This window comes from Nocardia sp. CA-151230 (assembly GCF_050942175.1).
GTDB lineage: Bacteria > Actinomycetota > Actinomycetes > Mycobacteriales > Mycobacteriaceae > Nocardia.
Genome location: NZ_CP192061.1, coordinates 2905932 through 2924555, shown reverse-complemented (window position 1 = coordinate 2924555; position 18624 = coordinate 2905932). Strand labels below are relative to the sequence as shown.

Below are 18624 nucleotides of genomic sequence, written 5' to 3'. Positions count from 1 at the left end.
GTGACACGCCAGCTGTGTGGCAATGCTTGACGTCCCGGTCGGCGGTCGATAGATTTCCGTCGGTTCCCATCCGTGCGTCGCTGACGGCTGCGATTTCAGCGGTTGCCCAATGCCGCGCGGTTCGCGGGCGTGATCTGCGGGGGTGTCGACTCACACAGATGGAGAAGATGATAGTGGTTTTGATCCAGCCGTGCTTCAGGCCATCTGCTGTACGACGCGATCGATGCCGCAATTGCTCTTCGGCAGGTCCAGTTGATTTTGTCCGGAATTCTACAGCACGGAGCGGACGCCATACATCCGAAAACAATTCCAGTATACGGTGAGGTGAAATGAGCACGAACCAATTCGACGACGAAGACGACCGGTTCTCCGTTCTCAACGAAGAAGAACAGTATTGCCTGTGGCCAACCCTTGCTGATATCCCGAGAGGGTAGCATCGAGCGTTCGTCGAGGACAGCCGAAACGCCTGCTTGGAATACATCGAGAACAACCGGACTGATATGCGTCCGAAACTCTCAGACAGTCGATATCTGCCGATGCCGCAGCAGCTCAGGTTACCCAGGCTCGACTCGAGGTCGAATCAGAACGTACGCGCGATTACACTCGCCACCGGCCGATGTGGCGTAGGAGCTGAAATTCTCTTTCCACATGAAAGGCGATCCATGAGCACGGGCAAACATAGAGCCCCCCACCAGCCCCGATACAAATTGGCGTCGTTGGCCGTCGTGGGAGTAGCCCCGGTGACATTGGGGCTGGCGGGAACCGGACCCGCGAACGCCGCGCACACCGAGAGCACCGAAGTGTCGCAGCCCGACCAGTCTCGACAGGACCAGCGTCTGGCCGACCCGTCTCGGCCCGGCCGGACTCAGCCTGACGGATCGCAGCCCGACGGGCTCCAGGGCGACCAGCCTCGATCCGACCAGCCGGTGCAGTGGCCCGCGGCTGAAGCACCCAATGTGCATCCGTACCAGGGGCTTCGGATTCCAGATAACACGCTGAGTTCGCTGCAGTGGGCGCGGCCGATGCCGGAGAACAAGTACCTCGCTCCCTTGGGAGAGTTGCATCTGCCCGTGCCGGTAGCCCCGGTGCCGCCAATTGCGCCCCCGGCCGGCAAATTGCGCTTCGGTGACGTGCAAGTCGATTCACCGGAGTGGCTGAATCGCGAGCAGGCGATCCAGCTGAACGATGGCGCCGCCCAAGCCGAGGCTGCCACGGCAACCTTCCTCGACTCGATCGGAATGGAGCGCAGCCGGTCCGACCGGGTCGCAGGAGAAATTATCGGCGGCGCTGCGGTCGGCATCGCGGCAGGGGCGGTGGCGGCGAGCCCCTTCGGGCTGTTCGGTGGGGTCGTCGGCGGCATGATGGGTACGGTGATCGGCCTGCCATTTGCGCCGATCGGCCTTGCGGCGGTTCCCGTAGGTGCTGCCTACGGTGCGGCCCTCATGGAGGTTCCGATTGCGGCCTTCGGTGCCGGCATAGGCGCATCTCTCGGTGCGGTGCATGCACTCAGCGCACCGCCACGGGCGGTCGCCGATTGACACCTGGAAGACGGCTCCTGGGACCGTTCGAAGGATTTCGAGAGCCTGACCACACCGCAGATACCGACCGGATCCCTGCCTGCCGACCGCAGCGGTCGATTATCGCGGAATATGTTCTGCCATAAGAGGATCGAACCGCCTCGGGCACGGCCTGGCAGGGATAGGCCACCACCGAAACCACACCCGCGGATGCATTCACACCGTCCTGGCCTCCCAAAACTGGAGCCCAGACCTCGGCGAGTCGCGTTCGCGGGTGACGTTTCGGTCCGCCCGCGTGCGCGGCAAGTTCACGACCCGGACGCTCGAAACCGGTTCTGCCGGCATTCTGCACGACCCGGCGGTGAGGCCCACGTCGTCATCGGTGCACCGCGGCCCGTCGCCGGGTGCGCCCGCGGTGACAAGGTCTGCCACGTCGAAATCCGCTACGCGGGCACCATTGTCCGGCTGCACCCCCAGCCGGGGCCCATGCGGGCGGCACTCGACAACGCGCTGTGTGAGGTTACCCGGCATCTGGGCATCGACCTGCCGGGGTTGCTCGCACACGTCGCGATCGGGCCCGCGGTGCACGAGCCCCAGCCCGCACGGCGCCGTCACCGACAGCGTCGAAGCGTTCCAGGCCCGGTGACCGTCGATGAACAGATTGCGCTCCACCATCCAGCTCGATGATGTAGCGAGGTCGTGCGCCGGAATGCCCTCCGGCGCACCCGCCCCGGCGAACGGTCGGAGTCAAGTCCGCAGCCAATACCGAGATGTGCTTGGCCTGCAGCCCTTTTCGGATCGGTAGGCAGGGGTGCACACGTGTCGGGTCCTCAGATGGTGAAGCCGCCGCCGCAGATGAGGGTCTGCCCGCTGACGTAGTTGGATTCGGGGGTGCAGAGCAGGTAGACGGCGCCGGCCGCCTCGCACGGGGTGCCCGCGCGGCCGAGCGGGATCGTCTGCACCATGGCGGAGAACAGCTGCGGGTCCGCGCCGGCTTTGAGTTTGCGGCCCTCGATGTCGATGGTGCCGTCACCGCTGGCCGAGGCATCGGTGAGGCGGGTCTTGATGAGGCCGAATGCCACGGTGTTGACCGTGACGTTGTAGCGGCCCCACTCCTTGGCGATGGTCTTGGTCAGGCCGGTGATACCCGCCTTGGCCGCGGAGTAATTGGCCTGTCCCGCATTGCCTCCGGTGCCGACTATCGAGGAGATGTTCACAACCTTGCGGCACGGGATCGGCTCCCCCGCACCCTTCGCTTGCTTCGCCTGCGCGGCGATCACCGGCTGAGCGGCGCGCAGAATCCGGAACGGGGCCTTGAGGTGCACGTCGAGGATGGCGTCCCACTGCTCGTCGGTCATCCTCTGGATCACCGAATCCCAGGTGTAGCCCGCATTATTGATGATGATGTCGAGCCCGCCGAAGAAGTCGACCGCGGTCTGTACGAAGCGTTCGGCGAAGCCCTCCTCGGTGACGCTGCCAACGCATTCGACAGCCTTACCGCCCGCGGCCTCGATCGCGGCGACAGTTTCCTCGGCGGGTCCGGCGTCGAGATCGTTGACCACGACGGACGCGCCTTCGAACGCGAGTTTCAGTGCGATCTCACGGCCGATGCCGCGGCCCGCGCCGGAGACAATGGCGACCTTGCCATCAAGTGTTCCCATGGTGCGCAATACCTTTCCGAGTGCGATGACGGCGTCGCCGGTGGGTGTGACGGTGCCGTCGGCGAGAGCGGCGACAAGTTCGAGGGCGGCGGCGCGGGGCTCGCCGCCCACCTCATCGATGCCCAGGGCACATCGCTCATTCCTTGGATGAGAAGACGAAATCCCGGACCGCGTGCGCGAAACGCCGCGGCTCCTCCAGATGCCCCATGTGCCCACTGTGCTCCAGCACGACCAGTCGCGAATTGGGGATCAGTTCGTGCAGTTCCTGTCCCCAGCGCGGACCGCAGATGACATCGTGGCGGCCCACGATGACCAGGGCTGGGATGGTCAGGTTCGGCAGCTCCTCCCGGTCGTCGACGAGATCGGGGGTCAGGTCCGCCGCCAGTCCCGAGATGTAGTTGGCCCGCAGCCCTTTTCGGAAGGCGGCCCACCGCTGCTCGTCGCCCCAGTAGTCGGCGAAATAGGACGGCAGGATGCCGCGCGCGACCGCGAGGGTCTGTTCGTCGCTCGAAATCGCCTGCATTGCACCGAAGGCCGCGAGCACCTCGTGCAGTTCGGGCCGATCCGCGTGCGCGGCGGCGAACTCCTGAAGGCGGTGTCCGGCCTCGGCCCCGTGTTCGGGACCGGTGACCGGTGCGCCCTCGTACAGGACGACGCCCGCCAGCCGGGCCGGTCGGTGGATCGCGTGATACGCGGCGACGAACGCCCCGTGCGAGTGCCCGAGCAGGTACACCTCGGGAACGTTCAGGCGTTCGATAAGCCGTTGCAGCGCAAGGCTGTACCGCTCGCGGGTGTAGCCGTGCGGATGGGTGGGCAAGCGGCCGGATTCACCGGTGCCGAGCGCCTCGACGTACACCATGGTCAGGTGTTCCTCGAGCGCGGGCATACGGAGGTACTCCCAGAAGATCCCGGGGCCGCCGGGGTGGGCGATGCAGACGGGCCCACTCCCGTACACGTGATACCGCTGGGAAATACCGTCGGAATCGAAGGTGTGGACGCCAGGTGCGAGCGGTCCGCTGACCTGGGCCGGGTTCGGTGCGGACATCACGCTGCCCGCAGCGGAGTGGCGAGGGACTTGCGCAGTGAGGATGGGCCGACCAGCGGCAGCAGCGCCGCGAGGATCTTGCCCTTGAACGCCTGAGGGGTTCGGGTCAGCTCGACATCGATGCGGCACCCGGGCAGGTCGGGCGTGATTCGGAAGACCCAGCCGCCGCCCGCGCCGAAGAGCTTGGAATCCAGGGTTGTGACGGTGACGGTGTCACCGCCCGGGGTCCACTCGTAGCGGGCGCGTTCCCATGCGGCGGCCGTGCCTTCGGTGACCTCCGCCCAGTCCTCTCCGCGGTCGTGGACGACGAAATGCTCGGCGTCGATGCTCGGCCACACTTCGGGCCGGGTGGGTCCGAACTCGGTGAGCACGTCCATGACCTCGGCGGGAGACAAGGTGGACATGAGGTGAAAACAGGTAGTAGCCATGGAAATACCCTCGCCGCCGTGGGCAGGCGGCCGAATCAGTCAGTTGACGTCGAGGTGACGTAATCCTGTCTCGGGACGGGTCGCGACCCGTCCCGTTTGCCATAGCGGGTCCGGGAGATCGAGCAGCGGCTGTATCTGCCGCACCGGACCGTCAGCACCCACCTGCACCGCATCTTCCCGAAGCTCGGGGTCAGTTCGCGCGGCGACCTCGCGGCCTTACTGCCGGCCGAGGACGAGCGAAGGCGGCGGCCCGGTCGCGGGTTCGGGTCGGCTGACATTGATTACGTCATCCGACGCTCGCGGCCACTACCTCATGGTTCCTAGCGTTCTCGGCATGAACATCAACAGACGATTCTTCGGTGGTGCGCTCGCAGCGGGCGCGGCGAGCCTGGCCGCGGCCTCGCTGAGCGCCTGCGCCACGGATTCCGCGACCACGCCGGCGACCACGACTCCGGCCGGCGCGGACCTGCGCAAGGGCTCGGGCGCGAATACGACACTGGGACCGATCAAACAGATCGACGCCGGCGTCCTCAACGTCGGCTACGCGGAATACGGACCCAGCACCGGACAAGCCGTGATCCTGTTACACGGCTGGCCGTACGACGCCTACAGCTACGCCGATGTCGCGCCGCTGCTGGCGGCGGCCGGATACCGGGTCCTCGTCCCGTTCCTGCGCGGCTACGGCCCGACCACCTTCCTGTCCGCGCAGACCGTCCGCAACGGCCAGCAGTCGGCGATCGCGCGCGACATCGTCGACTTCATGGACGCGCTGCACATCGACAAGGCCGTGCTCGGTGGATTCGATTGGGGCGCACGCACGGTCGACATCATCGCCGCACTGTGGCCGCAGCGAGTCAAGGCGATGGTCGCGGTGAGCGGGTACATCATCACCCAGCAGGCTGCCCAGCAGCAGCCACTGCCGCCGGAGGCCGAACTCGGCTGGTGGTACCAGTACTACTTCGCCACCGAACGCGGCCGCCTCGGCTACACCCGCAATCGACACGACTTCAACAAACTGATCTGGAAACGCGCATCCCCGGCCTGGAACTTCGACGACGCCACCTACGACCGCACCGCAGCCGCCTTCGACAATCCCGACCACGTCGACATCGTCATCTCCAACTACCGGTGGCGCTTGAGCCTGGCCCCGGGCGAGCCGCAATACGACGCCTACGAACAGCAACTCGCCACCGGACCCGCCATCACCGTGCCCGCCATCACCATCGGCAGCGACTTCGACGGCACGGCCGAAGACGGAAAGCCCTACGCTGCCAAGTACACCGGCAAACATGAGCACCGCATCCTCGACGGCATCGGGCACAACGTCCCGCAGGAAGCGCCACACCCGTTCGCGCAGGCCATCATCGACGCCGACCACCTCTGACACTCCGTACACCGCCGGGCCCGGCAGCCTCACGTCCACAGGAATCGCGCAGCCGGACCCTCGAGCTCGACGACGGTATAGATGCCGATCCTGCGCAGGAACGGATGGTCGCTGCACGGCCTGATCCCTATTCGCGACTGGTGATCCTGGAGCACAGTGGCCACCTGGGGCATCTGGAAGAACCGGAGCTCTTCACCAATGCGGTCCGGAACTTCTCACTCTCAACGCAATTCCCGCCATCGGCGAGCGACAGCAATCCCGAAAGGCTCACGCGATGAACCTGCAAAAACCTGAACGCCCGCCGATCGCAGAGCTTTTCGTGTGCGGTCCGGTAGCGATGCTGATCTGGTGGGAACCTCCACGCCGCACGGTCGCCGACCGTCGGCATGGGAGCTGAAAGGCAAGCGCCGCTGAGCTCGGGCACATCGATTCCATCCACCATCGGACAACTCGGCAACCACCGGTGACTCGCCCGCCCTGAATGTCCTGTCCATCTATGCCACCGGCGGCGGCGTACCTGACCGTGGTCACCGTAGAAGGAGGTCCGCACGACATCGTCTGGACCCAACCCGAAATCGTCAACGCCGCACTGCTGGATTTCCTTGCGAGCGATAGCGATACGAGCCCGCGCTGATCTCCTCCCGCGGCTGTCCCGATGCCATTACTGCGGCCGCAGTCGGCCCCACATCTGACGACCCATCCACCGAGGCGTCCTCGGTGTCGATGGCGGCCGCACCGGCATCGAATCATCGCCGACGCCGGGCCCTTCACGCAAAACCCAACCGCCACAGCACAACCGAGCACGAGCAAGGATGCGACATGAAGATCGAGCAGGTTTCCGACTCGGTACATATGGTGTCGGGAACCAACGTCAACTGGGCGTTGGTCAGCGACGGTTCCGGCGTCACGGTCATCGACGCCGGCTACCCGGCCGACACCGCCGCGGTACTCGATTCCGTGCGTCGAATCGGTCATACGGTCGGCGATATCGCCGCGGTCCTACTGACCCACGCCCATCTCGACCACATCGGCGCCATTCCTACGCTCGTCGAACAAGCCAATGTGGTTGTCTACACCGGAGAACTGGAAGTCCCGCACGCCAAACGTGAGTTCCTGCAACAGATCACCGCACCACAAATGCTGCGGCAACTGACGACACGACGCGGGACGCGCTGGGTGATGCAGACAGCCCGCGCCGTCATCGGTCATATCGACATGCGGGTGCCCACCGCGCAGGCTGCGGACCCGACCGCACTGGCGGCGCTGCCGGGTGGATTCGTCGCAATCTCCACACCAGGGCATACAGACGGCCATACGGCCTACTTCATGCCCTCCGAAGGGGTGCTGTTCTCCGGGGACGCGCTCGTCACCGGACACCCCCTACTACCAGGAACCGGGCCCCAACTGCTGCCGAAAGTGTTCAACCACGACCAGACCCGCACGCAGGTCGGCGTGCAGGCACTCGCCATCGAACAGGCACACGTCCTGGTCCCAGGCCACGGGCCCGCGATACACCAGCACCTGCCGACCCTGATCGCCGAACTGCCTTACCTCCGAGAATGATCGGGCATCCCGCACTCTCCCCCGGCCACACGCAGCGCGACCGCGTGAGCGGTCTCCGCTTGCCAGGGAGCTTGCGTAGAAGAAGACGCTGCACGCCGATATGGGCGGGCACACCGGCCGAGCGGACAACGCTGTAGTAGCGGAACCCGCCCGGGTTCGGGAGCAGGCCCGTGAGACCGGTCGGATCCGCCTGGGACGCCTTGGCCAGCACGTTCTCCCAGCCGGCCTGCACATACGGCGCCGTGATCAGCCCCGCCCCGCCGCGCCGAGGCCGAGGCCGAGGCCGAGGCCGAGCATGCCAAGCAGTGTTCTCCGCGCCTCTCCGCGCCACGGGAGCGCCGTCCGGCATGTTCTCGGATTCGGTCTCTGACATCTTTTCCGCTCCTTCCGTTGTCGCCTGGAATGTCTGCGCGACCTGGCGACCACCACTGTCGCTCGCGCCCGTGGAACCCACATCGGTCATCTGACGCCGAGTCGTTCAGGTTGGCGGCCGGACCCCCCAGCAGGATCAGGCTCTCCGATGGCGCCGGATGGTCGAACCAGTGCCGAACCCTGGTCACCCCTGGCCAGAGCCGGGCTCGGTACCGAACCTGGCTCATGCTGTGAAAACAGGGCGAGCAGGATGGCAAGCCCGCCAACCCTGGTGCCCCGGGCCCGGGTACCGACCAGGGTTCGCCGCTGGGGCGATGCGATGTTGTCCCGGGGGATCGTGGACGACGGATGCCGAGCGGCATCCATCGCTACGAAGGAGCTGGAAAGTGGTGGACTTCGATATCGAGGTCGCGGTCCTGCCAGTCTCGGATGCGGACCGGACATGATGAGTCGCCCTTCGTTGCCCCCGCTGCGCGGTCGCGTCCACGAACAGGAAGTACTCGATCGGTTGTTGGTCGACGTACGTTGCGGGCACAGCCGCGCGCTGGTGCTGCACGGGGAGCCGGGCATCGGCAAAACCGCGCTGCTCGCCTACCTCGCCGGTCAAGTCCCGGTGGGCCGAGTCGTCGGCACGATCGGGGTCGAGAGCGAATCCGAGATCGCGTACTCGGCCCTTCAGCAGGTGTGCACACCACTGCTGAACCATCTGGACCGATTGCCCGCTGCTCAAAGGGCCGCCCTGGCCACGGCATTGGGCCTCAGCGTCGGCGAATCGCCGGGACGCCTTCAGACCGGGCTTGCCGTGCTGGGTCTGCTCGCCGAGGCCGCGGTCGACGAACCGCTGGTCTGTGTCGTAGACGACGCGCAGTGGATCGATCGGATGTCCGCGGCCATCCTCGCGTTCGTCGCCCGGCGGCTGGACACCGAGTCGGTGGCTCTGGTCTTTGCCGTGTCCAGTCCGGGCTCCGCACTCGCACCGCCCGACGCCGGGCTCTTGACCGGCCTGCCGGAGCTGCAGGTGCACGGGATTCGTGATGACGACGCCCGTGCGCTATTGGACGAGGTGCTGCCCGGGCCGGTCCCTCCCCACGTCCGAGACGGGATTGTTGCCGAAGCACGCGGCAACCCGTTGGCGCTGTGGGAGCTGTCGCGGGATGAGAACAGCGATCAGACCGACCGTCCTGTCCGTTGACCGGCGGACCGAGGCCGAAGAACAAGTTCGCAGCAAAGGTGGAAGGCGGGCATGGAAACCACAAACACGACGATGGTAGGCCGAGAGGTCGAACAGGCGGAGCTTCTGGCTTTCGTCATGTCCGCTGCGGGCCAGGCTCTCGTTTTGCGAGGTGAGACCGGGGTCGGCAAGAGTTCGCTGTTGAGCCACGCTGTCGCGATGGCGGAGCAGGCCGGTCACACGGTTGTCCGGGCCGCAGGGGTCGAAGCAGAGTCGGAGCTGCCCTATGCCGGGCTGCATCAGATCCTCCATCCGCTGCTTGCGAACGTCGAGGGGTTGGATGATGGGAGCCGGGCCGTGCTCGAGGCCGTGTTCGGCGGAGTGCGGAGCGATCCGCCGTCGGTCATGACCCTCGGCATCGCTGTTCTCAATCTCCTTTCACTGGCAACCGCAGAGCGGTCGCTGCTGCTGGTCCTCGACGACGGGCAGTGGCTGGACGACTCCAGCGCGGACGTCTGCGGGTTCGTGGGGCGACGCTTGGTCGGCGGCCCGGTGAAGCTGCTGGTCGCGATCCGCACCGACATCGCGTCGCGTTTCGACACCGCGGCGCTACCCGAGCTGCCGGTCGCCGCCCTCTCCGACGAGGACGCGGCACGCTTGCTGGATCGGCGATACCCGAATCTGGGCACGCACGTCCGCCGCACAGTGCTGGAGCAGGCGCAGGGCAATCCGCTGGCGCTGCTGGAGATGCCCGCCCACCTCGCCGGCCGGCCAGGCGAAGCAACGCTGGAAGACTTCGGTCCGCACGGCGCATCAATGCCTCGGCGGCTGCAACAGCTGTTCGGCGCACGTATCGCGGCCCTCGATGAGAGCGTCCGGGCCGAACTGCTGATGGGCGCCCTCGACGGTGCCGGGACGCCGTCCGACTCGGACACGGTCGCCGGGGCGCGCTACCGCATGCGCGACGCCGACCAGGCGGTGGCCGCCGGGCTGCTGGATATCGAGCCGACCACCTGCGAGTTCGTCTTCCGTCACCCGCTCGTGCGTTCCGCGATCGTGCGGATGGCTACTCCGAACCAGCGCCGCGCCGCACACCGAACACTGGCACAGGTCCACCGAGAGCATCTCGAGCGCCGCGCAACGCATCTGGCGGCGGCCACCGTCGATCCCGACGAGGAGGTGGCCGGCATCCTGGAGGCGGCAGCCGAATCGGCGACCCGGCGTGGCGGTGCCCTGGCGGCCGTGGCCTGGCTGACCCGTGCCGCCGAGCTCAGCGAGAACCACGGGGAGCGGTCCCGGCGATTGGCTGACGCGGCGTTCGTCGCCGGCCATGCCGCCCGCCTCGGCCAGGCCCACCGGCTCGTCCGCTCCGATCTTGCACCCGGTTCGACGGAGTCGCCGGCCTCGGTCCTGGCCTACGCCTACCAGGCGCTCTACCAGGACGGGGACGTGCGTTCCACCCACCGACAGGTCGCTGCTGCGATCGTGAAGCTGCGCGACGGCGGGCCGGCGGGCTGCGACGAGGTCCGTGCCCGGCTGATGATCCTCCTGTTGGCGATCAGTCAGTACGCCGGAGACCGCGCGACCTGGGAGCGCACTCATGGACTGCTCGCTTCGATGAGCGATCTCGTCACCGAACCCGAGCGGATGTACAGCGCTGTCTGGAGCGATGTGACCCGGCACGGCGCAGACTGGGCCGGGCCGGTGGAGCAGGCCACCACGAACCTGCCGGACCTGGAACCCTGGGAAGTCGGGCGCCTGGCCGTGGCGGCATATCACCTCGACATCCTGAACCAGTACCGTCCCTACCTTCGACGCAACGTAGACCGCGAGTTGAAGACGGGAGCCGTGGCCAGCGGCATGATCATGCTGCATCTGGTCATGCTCGACCAGATGGCGGTCGGCGAATGGGACGGGGCCGAGGAAACCGGGCAGCGAGTCCTGGAACTGGCGAAAGAGCACGGGTACGACCTGTTTACCGCCCAGAGCCAAGCCTATCTGGCCCAACTCGCGGCGCTGCGCGGACAGTCCGGGCGAGCGCGAGACCTCCAGGCCGAGGCGGACGCCTGGGCCCGCCCCCGCGGACTGGGGTTCCTCACCCAGGTGGCCGACTCCGCCGGCGCGATCGCCGCATTGAACTCCGGCGACTACGAGGTCGCATACCTCTACGCCATCGGCATCACGTCTCCGGGGACATTCCAGCCCTACGCTTATCAGGCCTCGCGCACTCTGCTGGACCTCGTCGAGGCTGCCCGCCACACCGGCCGCATCGACCAGGCCCGCGCTCACGCCCTGGCTGCCCGGGACGCCGGGCTGCCGGACGTGTCGCCACGCCTGGCGCTGATCACCTACGGCGCGCTGGCGATGACCGCCGAAAGCGAACAAGAGGCCGCCGAGATGTTCGCACGGGTCGAATCACACCCGGATGCCGAACGTTTTCCGTTCGAGCTGGCCCGGATCCGGCTGGCGCACGGGATACGGGTACGCCACGTCCAAGGGCGGGCAGCAGCCCGCCAATACCTGGTTCGGGCGACCGAGGCGTTCGAGCGCCTCGGCGCGGCAGGCTGGGCCGAGCGGGCGCGAGCCGAAGTGCGCACCACCGGCGCCGTTCCCCGTGCCTCGACGCTGAACCTGACTTCGTTGACCTGGCAGGAACGCCGCATCGCCGACTTGGCCGCCGCCGGCCTGACGAACAAGGAAATAGGTCAGCGACTGCACCTCTCGCCGCGCACGGTCAGCTCGCACCTGTACCGCATCTTCCCGAAGCTGGGCGTCACGACCCGGGCGGCGCTTCGCGATGCGTTGAGCCGAACGGTAGAGGTCTGATTTCAGCACTCAGTGTTCCGCGGTCGTGGCCGCGATGCCGTTGGCGGCCAGCCAGATCAAGACGTAGTCGGCGACAGCACGCCAGCCACTGTCGAACACGAGCGAGTGGCCCCGATCAGCGAACTGCTTCAGATCTGTCACGGCAGGTGAGTCGCCGTACAACTTGAATACCGAGCGGGTGACAGCGTCCGGGACCATCCGGTCCTCCTGCCCCGAGATGAGCAGCAGTGGTCCGCGCGCAGTGTTGGCCATGTTCACGATGGTGTCGGCCGACCCGCCGGCGGTGCGGTCCAGCCCGAGGTCCGTAAGAAGCCTGCGTGGGGCTGGGACGGCATACTGCTCGAAGAGCTGCTCTGCTTCCTCTTCACCGACCGCGTTGGCGACGACGTGTCGGAACTCGGTCCGGGGCAGCGGCCAGGAGTCCAGGTGCCGAGCCCGCCGGGGCGAGTCGTCGCCCAGCGGTACGCCAATGGCGGGCAGCGGTGCGAGGGCAATCGCCGCGCGGCCGAGGCCGGCGCCGAGGAGTTGCTGGGCGATGAGGCCACCGACCGAATGCCCGATGAGGACCGGCGGGTTGTCGTAGGAACGCACGATCTTCTCGTAGTGAATGGTAAGCGCCGCGAGCCCGAGGTCACCCATGGGGCCGAGATCGTGGCGGACCTGCGCCACGGTGGCAGATTCGCCGGGCCAGCCCGGGACGCACGCCACGAAGCCGTGCGAGGTGAACCTCTCCGCCCAGCCCTGCCAGCACGACATGTGAAACCACGCGCCGTGGATGAGGACTACATGGGTTTGTTTCACGGACTGACCTTCCGGTTGCACACGACGATCTGCCGTCGGCGATGTGGCTTTCCTCCAGGATCACCGACGGGTCACCCGGCGGAAACCGTCGAATGACTCAAGGAGATGACTCGGCAGACCCTGCGAGTGTCTCGGCATCGGATGACGGAGGATGTGCCCGAACCGATGATGACCGAGCAGGAACGCCGGATTGCCGAGCGTGCACGGAATGGACGTTCGAACGCTGCGATCGGGGCGGGGCTCTTCCTCAGCGCCAGGACGATCGAGTGGCACCTGCGCAAGGTGTTTGCCGAGCTCGGCATCAGCTCACGCCGAGAGCTGCCTGCAGTGCTGTCGTAGCCCGTTTCTGAAGATCCCCGACCGTCCGGATCATCGATCGGACAGGGCGCCGTCGAGCTCGCGACGGGAGGAGACCCCCAGCTTGGTGAAGACCTTGCGCAGGTGCCACTCCACTGTCCGAGGACTGAGGAACAGTTCAGCGCCGATCTCGGCGTTCGGGTGTCCGGTGGCTGCGAGCCGGGCGATCCGCGCCTCCTGAGGAGTTAGCACCGACGTGCCGACGGTCCGTTTGCGGACGGTCTCACCGGTGGCGAGCAGCTCTCGCCGGGCCCGTTCGGTGAACGCCTCCATGTCCATGGTCGCGAACGCATCGTGCGCGGCGCGCAGCTCGGTGCGGGCTTGCGCGCGCTGGTTCCGGCGGCGCAGCCATTCTCCGAACAGCAGCCGGGTCCGGGCCTCGAGCACGCCGAGCCCGCCCCGGCCGAAGTGGTCGACGGCCTCGCGGTAGCGGTCTTCGACCTGCTCGGTCAGGCCAGCGGGTCCGGGCGTCTCGGTGAGCGCCTCGGCAAGGGCGTGCGCGCCCCGAGCCCAATGTGTGCCCGTCCGAGCCCAATCGGCCAGTTGCTCGCGTGCCTCGGCCGCGATGGACTGCTCGCCGGTGCGAGCCGCCGCCTCGACGAGTTCGCACAGTGCCCAGTGGTGCAGGGCGAAGTCCCGATACTCCAGGGCAGAACGGGCGGATTCCAGTGCGGCCGAATAGTTCCCGAGACCGTTGTGGAGCACCGCCCGCGCGCATCCTGCGACGCCGAGGAGCCGTCCCAGGCCGCGCTGCTCGCCGTCGCGTTCCAGCGCCTCGATCAGGCCCACCGCCCGTCGTTCCTGTCCGCGGTACGCGCTGAGCATGGCCGGGGCAATCATGGACGCGCTCAGACGCATCGATTCCTCGGCAGCAGCGGCCTCCGCGAGCAGGTCCCGGGTCTCGGAGAATCGCCCGGCGTGGATCAGGGCGATCATGCGGTAGGTCAACGCAGTCGGCAGGAGCGACAACGTGCCGGTAGCCCGGGCGGTAGCGGTTGCGCGTTCTGTGATGCTCAGACAGGTCCGAAGGTCGCCCAACTCCACTGCTGCGGCCACCGCTAGCCACAACGCCCCCGGGTCGCCGTCGGCGGCGTAGCCGTCCAGTGCCTGCCGTAGGAAAGGAATCGCCGCGCCTGAACCGTTGGCGGACCAGGTGACGAACGCGCGCAAGAAGGCCCCTGCCATGTCGTGGCCAGGTGGCAGACCGCGGGCTGTCTCGGCGGTCCGCCGCAGACCGTCGGGTTCGATCCGGCCGGCCCACATGGCGGCGCCGAGCGCCGACAGGCAGGTTTCGCGCGCGGCGGCCGGGTCGAGATCCCGGAGTTGGGTCGTCGCGGCAAGCAGCGGCTGCACCGCGCCGAACCCTGGTTTGGCCATGTACGACGCCAGGGCTCGCAGCCGCGTGGCCTCAGCTTGCCGCAGCCGGTCCAGCGGCCCCAGCTCGGCGGCGGCGAGCAGGTCGGGCACCTGGGCCGGTGCGCCCGCCGCGAGATAGGTCCCGGCCGCAGCCAGCGCCCGCCGCGCCCGCTCATCCTGGTCGGGAGTGAGCGCAGCAGCGCGTTCCAGGAAGGAGGCGGCAGCCGCCCGGCCGCCGCGCGCCAAGGCCCGGTCGGCCGAACGTTCCAGCGCGGCGGCGACCTGCTCGTCCGGCCCGACCGCGGCGTGGGCCTGATGCCAGGCCCGCCGGTCGGGATCGAGCTCGGCGTCGGTGGCCTCGGCGAGGGCTTGGTGTGCCGCGCGTAGCGTGGCGGCGTCGGCGCCGCGCCAGACGGCCGAGCGCACCAGCGGATGCCGGAACCGCACCGGGGCTCCCAAGGTGATCAGGTTCGCGGCCTCAGCCGGTGCTGCGGCTTCAAGTCCGATACCCAGCATGCCCAGGGCACGCCACAAGAGCGGGCCGTCGCCGACCGGCTCGACTGCCGCAACCAGCAAAAGGGTACGGGTGTCGGCCGGCAGCGCATCGACACGCCGGCGGAAGCCGTCCTCGACCCGGGTCGCCAGCGGAGCGCCGCCAGGACCGCCGAAGCCGAAGGCCAACTCGGTCGGCGACAGGCCACGGGGCAGCTCGAGCAGGGCGAGCGGATTCCCGCCGGTCTCTGCGACGATCCGGTCCCGCACGCGGGCGTCGACCGGCCCCGGCACCACACTGTCGAGAAGTGCCCGGGCGTCCGCGTCATCGAGCCCGTGTACGGGAAGGTCCGACAGACCGGCGAGCCCCTCATCGCTCTTTCCATCGGTTGTGCGCTCGGCGAAGACCATCGCCACCGACTCGGCGTCCAGCCGACGCCCGACGAAAGCCAGGATCCTCTGCGACATCAGGTCCAGCCATTGCGCATCGTCGATCAGGCACAGCAGCGGAACCTCGGCCGCCGCCTCGGCGAACAGACCGAGGACCGCCATCCCGACCAGCAGCATCTCGGGCGGATTCCCGGCGCTCATGCCGAATGCGACACGCAGCGAGTCCTGCTGCACCGGCGGCAACCTGTCGAGGTGTGACATCAGCGGGGCGCAGAGGCGTTGCAGGGCTGAATACGCGAAATCGGACTCTGCTTCGACACCGGCAGTGCGTACGGTCTGCATTTGCGTCGCTTGCGCTGCCAGATGGTCGAGAAGTGCCGATTTGCCGACGCCGGCCTCACCGCGCAGTACCAGTACTCTGCTGCGTCCCCCTCGCACCTCCTGCAGCAGGCGGTCCAGTGCCTCCAGCTCCGGATACCGCCCGATCAGCTGGTGTTTCGCGTCCCGCGGCATGTCACCCCCGGTAGAAGTTTCCTCCCGGAGGAGCTTTGCCCATCCTACGAACCGCCTGAACCGCATTGGATCGACTGTTCGGGACCGCCCCGGTGACTCAGCGCCAGATGACGGATGCGCGATGAGCGCAACCGAAGCGACAGTGGTGCCGCTGGGTATCGGCACCATACGAAAGGTAGTTGATGTGTCTCGTACATGGATGATCACCGGCGCTTCGAGGGGCTTCGGCCGGCGCTTGGCAGCGGCGGTTCTGGACAGCGGGGACCAGGTACTTGCCACGGCTCGGCGGCCGGAGCAGCTGGCAGACCTGGTCTCCCGCTATGGAACGCGGGTTCGTACCGCGGCTCTGGACGTAACCGACGCGGATGCGGCCCGCGCAGCTGTGGACAGCGCGGTTGCCTCGTTCGGGCGACTGGATGTGGTGGTGAACAACGCCGGATACGCCAACAGCGGCCCCATCGAGGAGATGACCGAGAAGGACTTCCGCGAGCAGTTCGAGGCGAACTTCTTCGGAGTCGCCAACGTCACCCGGGCCGCGCTGCCGGTGCTCCGCAAACAGCGGTCGGGAGTCTTCGTGCAGTTCTCGTCCCTGGGCGGCCGGGTCGGCGGTACCCCGGGAATGGGCGCCTACCAGAGCGCGAAGTTCGCCGTCGAGGGCTACTCCGAGGTGCTGGCCGGCGAGGTCGCCCCGTTCGGAGTGAAGGTGATCATCGTCGAGCCCGGCGCATTCCGGACAGACTGGCAAGGCGCGTCCATGGAGCTGCACCCGGTGGGGGCCGACTACGAGGACACCGTCGGCGCCATGAACCGGTACCGGCAGGAGAACAACGGTACGCAGCCTGGCGACCCGGCCCGTGCCGCCCAGGTGATCATCGATGTCGTCGGCCACGACGACCCGCCGCGTCGATTGCTGCTCGGAGCCCAGGCCGTGACGGCGGCCCTCGCAGCCGGCGAGGAGCGGGCGAAGGAGACACGAAAGTGGGCCGAGGCCAGCCGCGCCGCCGACTTCCCGGTGGCGCAATGAGCGGGCGCAGCCGACCCGCAAATCTGGACGACCTCGTCAGGGAGAACATTTCATGAACCGCAAGACCTGGCTGATCACCGGCGCATCCAGCGGCCTTGGCAAGGCGCTTGCCGAATACGCCCTGGCCCGCGGGGACCAAGCGGTAGTGGTCGCCAGTTCGACGGCCAGCACTACCGAACTGGCATCGCGCTACCCGGAGACGGCACTGGCGCTTCAGCTCGACGTCACCGATGCCGCGCACCGCGCCAACGGCGTCCGTACCGCCCTCGACCGCTTCGGCGCGATCGACATTCTGGTGAACAACGCCGCGATCGACTACATCGGCGCCTTGGAAGAACAGGAGGAACCCGACTATCGCAGGCTGTTCGAGGTCAACTTCTTCGGTGCCGTCGCCCTGACCCGCGAAGTCCTCCCCAGCATGCGTCATCGTCGTACGGGCCTCATCGTCAACGTCTCCTCGATGGACGGCTTCGCCAGCCTGCCCGCAAACGGCTACTACTCGGCCAGCAAGTTCGCGCTGGAAGGTTTCACCGAGGCCCTCTGGCAGGAGATCGAACCGCTGGGACTGCGCGCCATGGTGATCCAGCCAGGCTCCTTCCGCACCGGTATCGAACGCCGCACGAAAGCCTCCGGCCGTCCGATCGAGGACTACTCGGCCACAGCCGGCGCCTTCCGCGGCCTGATGGATCGCCTTACGCCGGAGATGTTTCCCGGGGACCCGAGGAAGGCCGCCGAAGCCATCTACATGGTCGCGACGTCATCCGAGCCCCGTCACTGGGTCGTCTTGGGCAGTGATGCCCAGCGCCGGATCGGAGTCAAGCTCGATCAATTTCGATCGGAGTTCGACGCGGGCAAGGACCTCGCGCTGAGTACCGATTTCCACGGAAGCGCCGACAACGCTGTGCTCTGAATGCACAGTCCGCCACAAGCAGAAGGGGCTTACTCGAACCAGCGCGCTGGTCGGAATAAGCCCCTCAGAGTGGTTCTAGCTGGGATCGAACCAGCGACCCCTCGCGTGTGAGGCGAGTGCTCTCCCGCTGAGCTATAGAACCGCGGGTTGTCGCCGAGGCGACTGTTCGGGTCGGCGTTTGCGGTGCCGCTCGAACGAGAATGAAGATTACACACCCGGTTGCTGTCATACCAAATCGCGTGCACAACAGCGTAAAACTGAGGTTTCCGGGGGCGGTGTGACGGGTGAGGCTTCACCGGTGCGTTGCCCGGGCGACACGGGCCCGTCGCCCGGGCGCGGTGGGATGGATCGCGATTCCTGCCCACCCGGTTCTCCCCGCCTCGGACGACCGGCGGAACTACATGCCTGTAGTTCAGATTTACCCCCTTCTACCAGGCGATTTGTTACCTGCGCAGATCGTCGGCTAATGTTCTCTCTCGTCAGCGGGACAGCCGAAAGGCGCCCGGGACGAAATGCGGATGTAGCGCAGCTGGTAGCGCATCACCTTGCCAAGGTGAGGGTCGCGGGTTCGAATCCCGTCATCCGCTCGAGAGGCCAACACGGCCTGCTTGGCGGTGTGGCCGAGTGGTGAGGCAACGGCCTGCAAAGCCGTGCACACGGGTTCGATTCCCGTCGCCGCCTCTTCTTTTATGAAGAGCAAAAGACCCGCGCGATTAGCTCAGCGGGAGAGCGCTTCCCTGACACGGAAGAGGTCACTGGTTCAATCCCAGTATCGCGCACCATGTTTCATACAGATCAGGCCCGGCTCACGCCG

The 18624-nt window shown here is 67.1% G+C and carries 15 protein-coding genes, 4 tRNA genes and 1 pseudogene; 13 read left to right on the top strand and 7 right to left on the bottom strand.

Translation table 11 applies throughout. The features are described from left to right. Window positions 1-329: 329 nt before the first annotated feature. Window positions 330-634, top strand: a pseudogene (locus ACQP1O_RS13480) (MbtH family protein). A 106-nt stretch (window positions 635-740) separates the two neighbouring features. After that, entirely contained in the window at window positions 741-1538 is a 798-nt protein-coding gene (locus ACQP1O_RS13475; RefSeq protein WP_433566139.1) for a hypothetical protein, read from the top strand. Between the two features lie 195 nt (window positions 1539-1733). Here ACQP1O_RS13475 and ACQP1O_RS13470 read toward each other — a convergent pair whose 3' ends face one another. The 4 genes from ACQP1O_RS13470 to ACQP1O_RS13455 all read right to left on the bottom strand — a co-directional run bounded on the left by ACQP1O_RS13470 (window position 1734) and on the right by ACQP1O_RS13455 (window position 4627). Further along, the gene (locus tag ACQP1O_RS13470) at window positions 1734-2192 is read right to left on the bottom strand and encodes a hypothetical protein (RefSeq protein WP_433566138.1); all 459 of its coding nucleotides are present in this window, start codon (window positions 2190-2192) and stop codon (window positions 1734-1736) included. Between the two features lie 155 nt (window positions 2193-2347). Then, window positions 2348-3178 carry an SDR family NAD(P)-dependent oxidoreductase gene (locus tag ACQP1O_RS13465; RefSeq protein ID WP_433567673.1) on the bottom strand — a complete coding sequence of 277 codons (831 nt, stop codon included), beginning with the start codon at window positions 3176-3178 and terminating at the stop codon, window positions 2348-2350. A gap of 136 nt (window positions 3179-3314) precedes the next feature. Next, window positions 3315-4223, bottom strand: coding sequence for an alpha/beta fold hydrolase (locus ACQP1O_RS13460; protein WP_433566137.1), 909 nt, complete (start codon window positions 4221-4223; stop codon window positions 3315-3317). After that, window positions 4223-4627, bottom strand: coding sequence for a hypothetical protein (locus tag ACQP1O_RS13455; RefSeq protein WP_433566136.1), 405 nt, complete (start codon window positions 4625-4627; stop codon window positions 4223-4225). The genes ACQP1O_RS13460 and ACQP1O_RS13455 overlap by 1 nt, the downstream gene beginning before the upstream one ends. Window positions 4628-4768: 141 nt before the next feature. Between ACQP1O_RS13455 and ACQP1O_RS13450 the strand changes: the two genes are divergently transcribed. The 5 genes from ACQP1O_RS13450 to ACQP1O_RS13430 all read left to right on the top strand — a co-directional run bounded on the left by ACQP1O_RS13450 (window position 4769) and on the right by ACQP1O_RS13430 (window position 11967). After that, window positions 4769-4975, top strand: coding sequence for a hypothetical protein (locus ACQP1O_RS13450; protein ID WP_433567672.1), 207 nt, complete (start codon window positions 4769-4771; stop codon window positions 4973-4975). Between the two features lie 10 nt (window positions 4976-4985). Then, window positions 4986-6035: an alpha/beta fold hydrolase gene (locus ACQP1O_RS13445; RefSeq protein WP_433566135.1), complete on the top strand. Its 1050-nt coding sequence runs from the start codon at window positions 4986-4988 to the stop codon at window positions 6033-6035. 819 nt (window positions 6036-6854) lie between these two features. Next, window positions 6855-7598, top strand: coding sequence for an MBL fold metallo-hydrolase (locus tag ACQP1O_RS13440; protein ID WP_433566134.1), 744 nt, complete (start codon window positions 6855-6857; stop codon window positions 7596-7598). 814 nt (window positions 7599-8412) lie between these two features. Next, window positions 8413-9162, top strand: a complete 750-nt coding sequence (locus ACQP1O_RS13435; protein ID WP_433566133.1) for an AAA family ATPase — start codon at window positions 8413-8415, stop codon at window positions 9160-9162. Between the two features lie 51 nt (window positions 9163-9213). Further along, window positions 9214-11967 carry a helix-turn-helix transcriptional regulator gene (locus ACQP1O_RS13430; protein ID WP_433566132.1) on the top strand — a complete coding sequence of 918 codons (2754 nt, stop codon included), beginning with the start codon at window positions 9214-9216 and terminating at the stop codon, window positions 11965-11967. Between the two features lie 9 nt (window positions 11968-11976). On the opposite strand, the gene ACQP1O_RS13425 is transcribed toward ACQP1O_RS13430, so the two are convergent. Continuing rightward, window positions 11977-12768 (bottom strand): alpha/beta hydrolase, encoded by a 792-nt coding sequence (locus ACQP1O_RS13425; RefSeq protein ID WP_433566131.1) that lies wholly within the window; start codon window positions 12766-12768, stop codon window positions 11977-11979. A 165-nt stretch (window positions 12769-12933) separates the two neighbouring features. On the opposite strand from ACQP1O_RS13425, the gene ACQP1O_RS13420 reads away from it, so the two are divergent. Beyond that, complete coding sequence (locus ACQP1O_RS13420) at window positions 12934-13107, top strand: helix-turn-helix domain-containing protein (protein ID WP_433566130.1); 174 nt, start codon at window positions 12934-12936, stop codon at window positions 13105-13107. A 30-nt stretch (window positions 13108-13137) separates the two neighbouring features. Here ACQP1O_RS13420 and ACQP1O_RS13415 read toward each other — a convergent pair whose 3' ends face one another. After that, entirely contained in the window at window positions 13138-15876 is a 2739-nt protein-coding gene (locus ACQP1O_RS13415) for an AAA family ATPase (RefSeq protein WP_433566129.1), read from the bottom strand. 184 nt (window positions 15877-16060) lie between these two features. On the opposite strand from ACQP1O_RS13415, the gene ACQP1O_RS13410 reads away from it, so the two are divergent. After that, window positions 16061-16900, top strand: coding sequence for an oxidoreductase (locus ACQP1O_RS13410; RefSeq protein ID WP_433566128.1), 840 nt, complete (start codon window positions 16061-16063; stop codon window positions 16898-16900). 52 nt (window positions 16901-16952) lie between these two features. Continuing rightward, the gene (locus tag ACQP1O_RS13405; protein WP_433566127.1) at window positions 16953-17810 is read left to right on the top strand and encodes an SDR family NAD(P)-dependent oxidoreductase; all 858 of its coding nucleotides are present in this window, start codon (window positions 16953-16955) and stop codon (window positions 17808-17810) included. Between the two features lie 70 nt (window positions 17811-17880). Here the strand turns inward: ACQP1O_RS13405 and ACQP1O_RS13400 are convergent. Then, window positions 17881-17952, bottom strand: a tRNA-Val gene (locus ACQP1O_RS13400). A 372-nt stretch (window positions 17953-18324) separates the two neighbouring features. Here ACQP1O_RS13400 and ACQP1O_RS13395 point away from each other — a divergent pair. The 3 genes from ACQP1O_RS13395 (at window position 18325) to ACQP1O_RS13385 (ending at window position 18592) form a co-directional block, all read left to right on the top strand. Beyond that, window positions 18325-18397, top strand: a tRNA-Gly gene (locus ACQP1O_RS13395). Between the two features lie 23 nt (window positions 18398-18420). Continuing rightward, a tRNA-Cys gene (locus ACQP1O_RS13390) sits at window positions 18421-18491 on the top strand. Between the two features lie 26 nt (window positions 18492-18517). Continuing rightward, window positions 18518-18592 (top strand) — tRNA-Val (locus tag ACQP1O_RS13385). Window positions 18593-18624: the final 32 nt, after the last annotated feature.

What these genes read in the sequence shown, in the direction of transcription:
- ACQP1O_RS13460 (WP_433566137.1), bottom strand. Translation starts at nt 4,223, where the DNA reads ATGTCCGCACCGAACCCGGCCCAGGTCAGCGGACCGCTCGCACCTGGC.
- ACQP1O_RS13440 (WP_433566134.1), top strand. Translation starts at nt 6,855, where the DNA reads ATGAAGATCGAGCAGGTTTCCGACTCGGTACATATGGTGTCGGGAACC.
- ACQP1O_RS13415 (WP_433566129.1), bottom strand. Translation starts at nt 15,876, where the DNA reads ATGCCGCGGGACGCGAAACACCAGCTGATCGGGCGGTATCCGGAGCTG.
- ACQP1O_RS13405 (WP_433566127.1), top strand. Translation starts at nt 16,953, where the DNA reads ATGAACCGCAAGACCTGGCTGATCACCGGCGCATCCAGCGGCCTTGGC.
- ACQP1O_RS13435 (WP_433566133.1), top strand. Translation starts at nt 8,413, where the DNA reads ATGATGAGTCGCCCTTCGTTGCCCCCGCTGCGCGGTCGCGTCCACGAA.
- ACQP1O_RS13455 (WP_433566136.1), bottom strand. Translation starts at nt 4,627, where the DNA reads ATGTCCACCTTGTCTCCCGCCGAGGTCATGGACGTGCTCACCGAGTTC.
- ACQP1O_RS13465 (WP_433567673.1), bottom strand. Translation starts at nt 3,178, where the DNA reads ATGGGAACACTTGATGGCAAGGTCGCCATTGTCTCCGGCGCGGGCCGC.
- ACQP1O_RS13445 (WP_433566135.1), top strand. Translation starts at nt 4,986, where the DNA reads ATGAACATCAACAGACGATTCTTCGGTGGTGCGCTCGCAGCGGGCGCG.
- ACQP1O_RS13470 (WP_433566138.1), bottom strand. Translation starts at nt 2,192, where the DNA reads ATGGTGGAGCGCAATCTGTTCATCGACGGTCACCGGGCCTGGAACGCT.
- ACQP1O_RS13430 (WP_433566132.1), top strand. Translation starts at nt 9,214, where the DNA reads ATGGAAACCACAAACACGACGATGGTAGGCCGAGAGGTCGAACAGGCG.
- ACQP1O_RS13420 (WP_433566130.1), top strand. Translation starts at nt 12,934, where the DNA reads ATGATGACCGAGCAGGAACGCCGGATTGCCGAGCGTGCACGGAATGGA.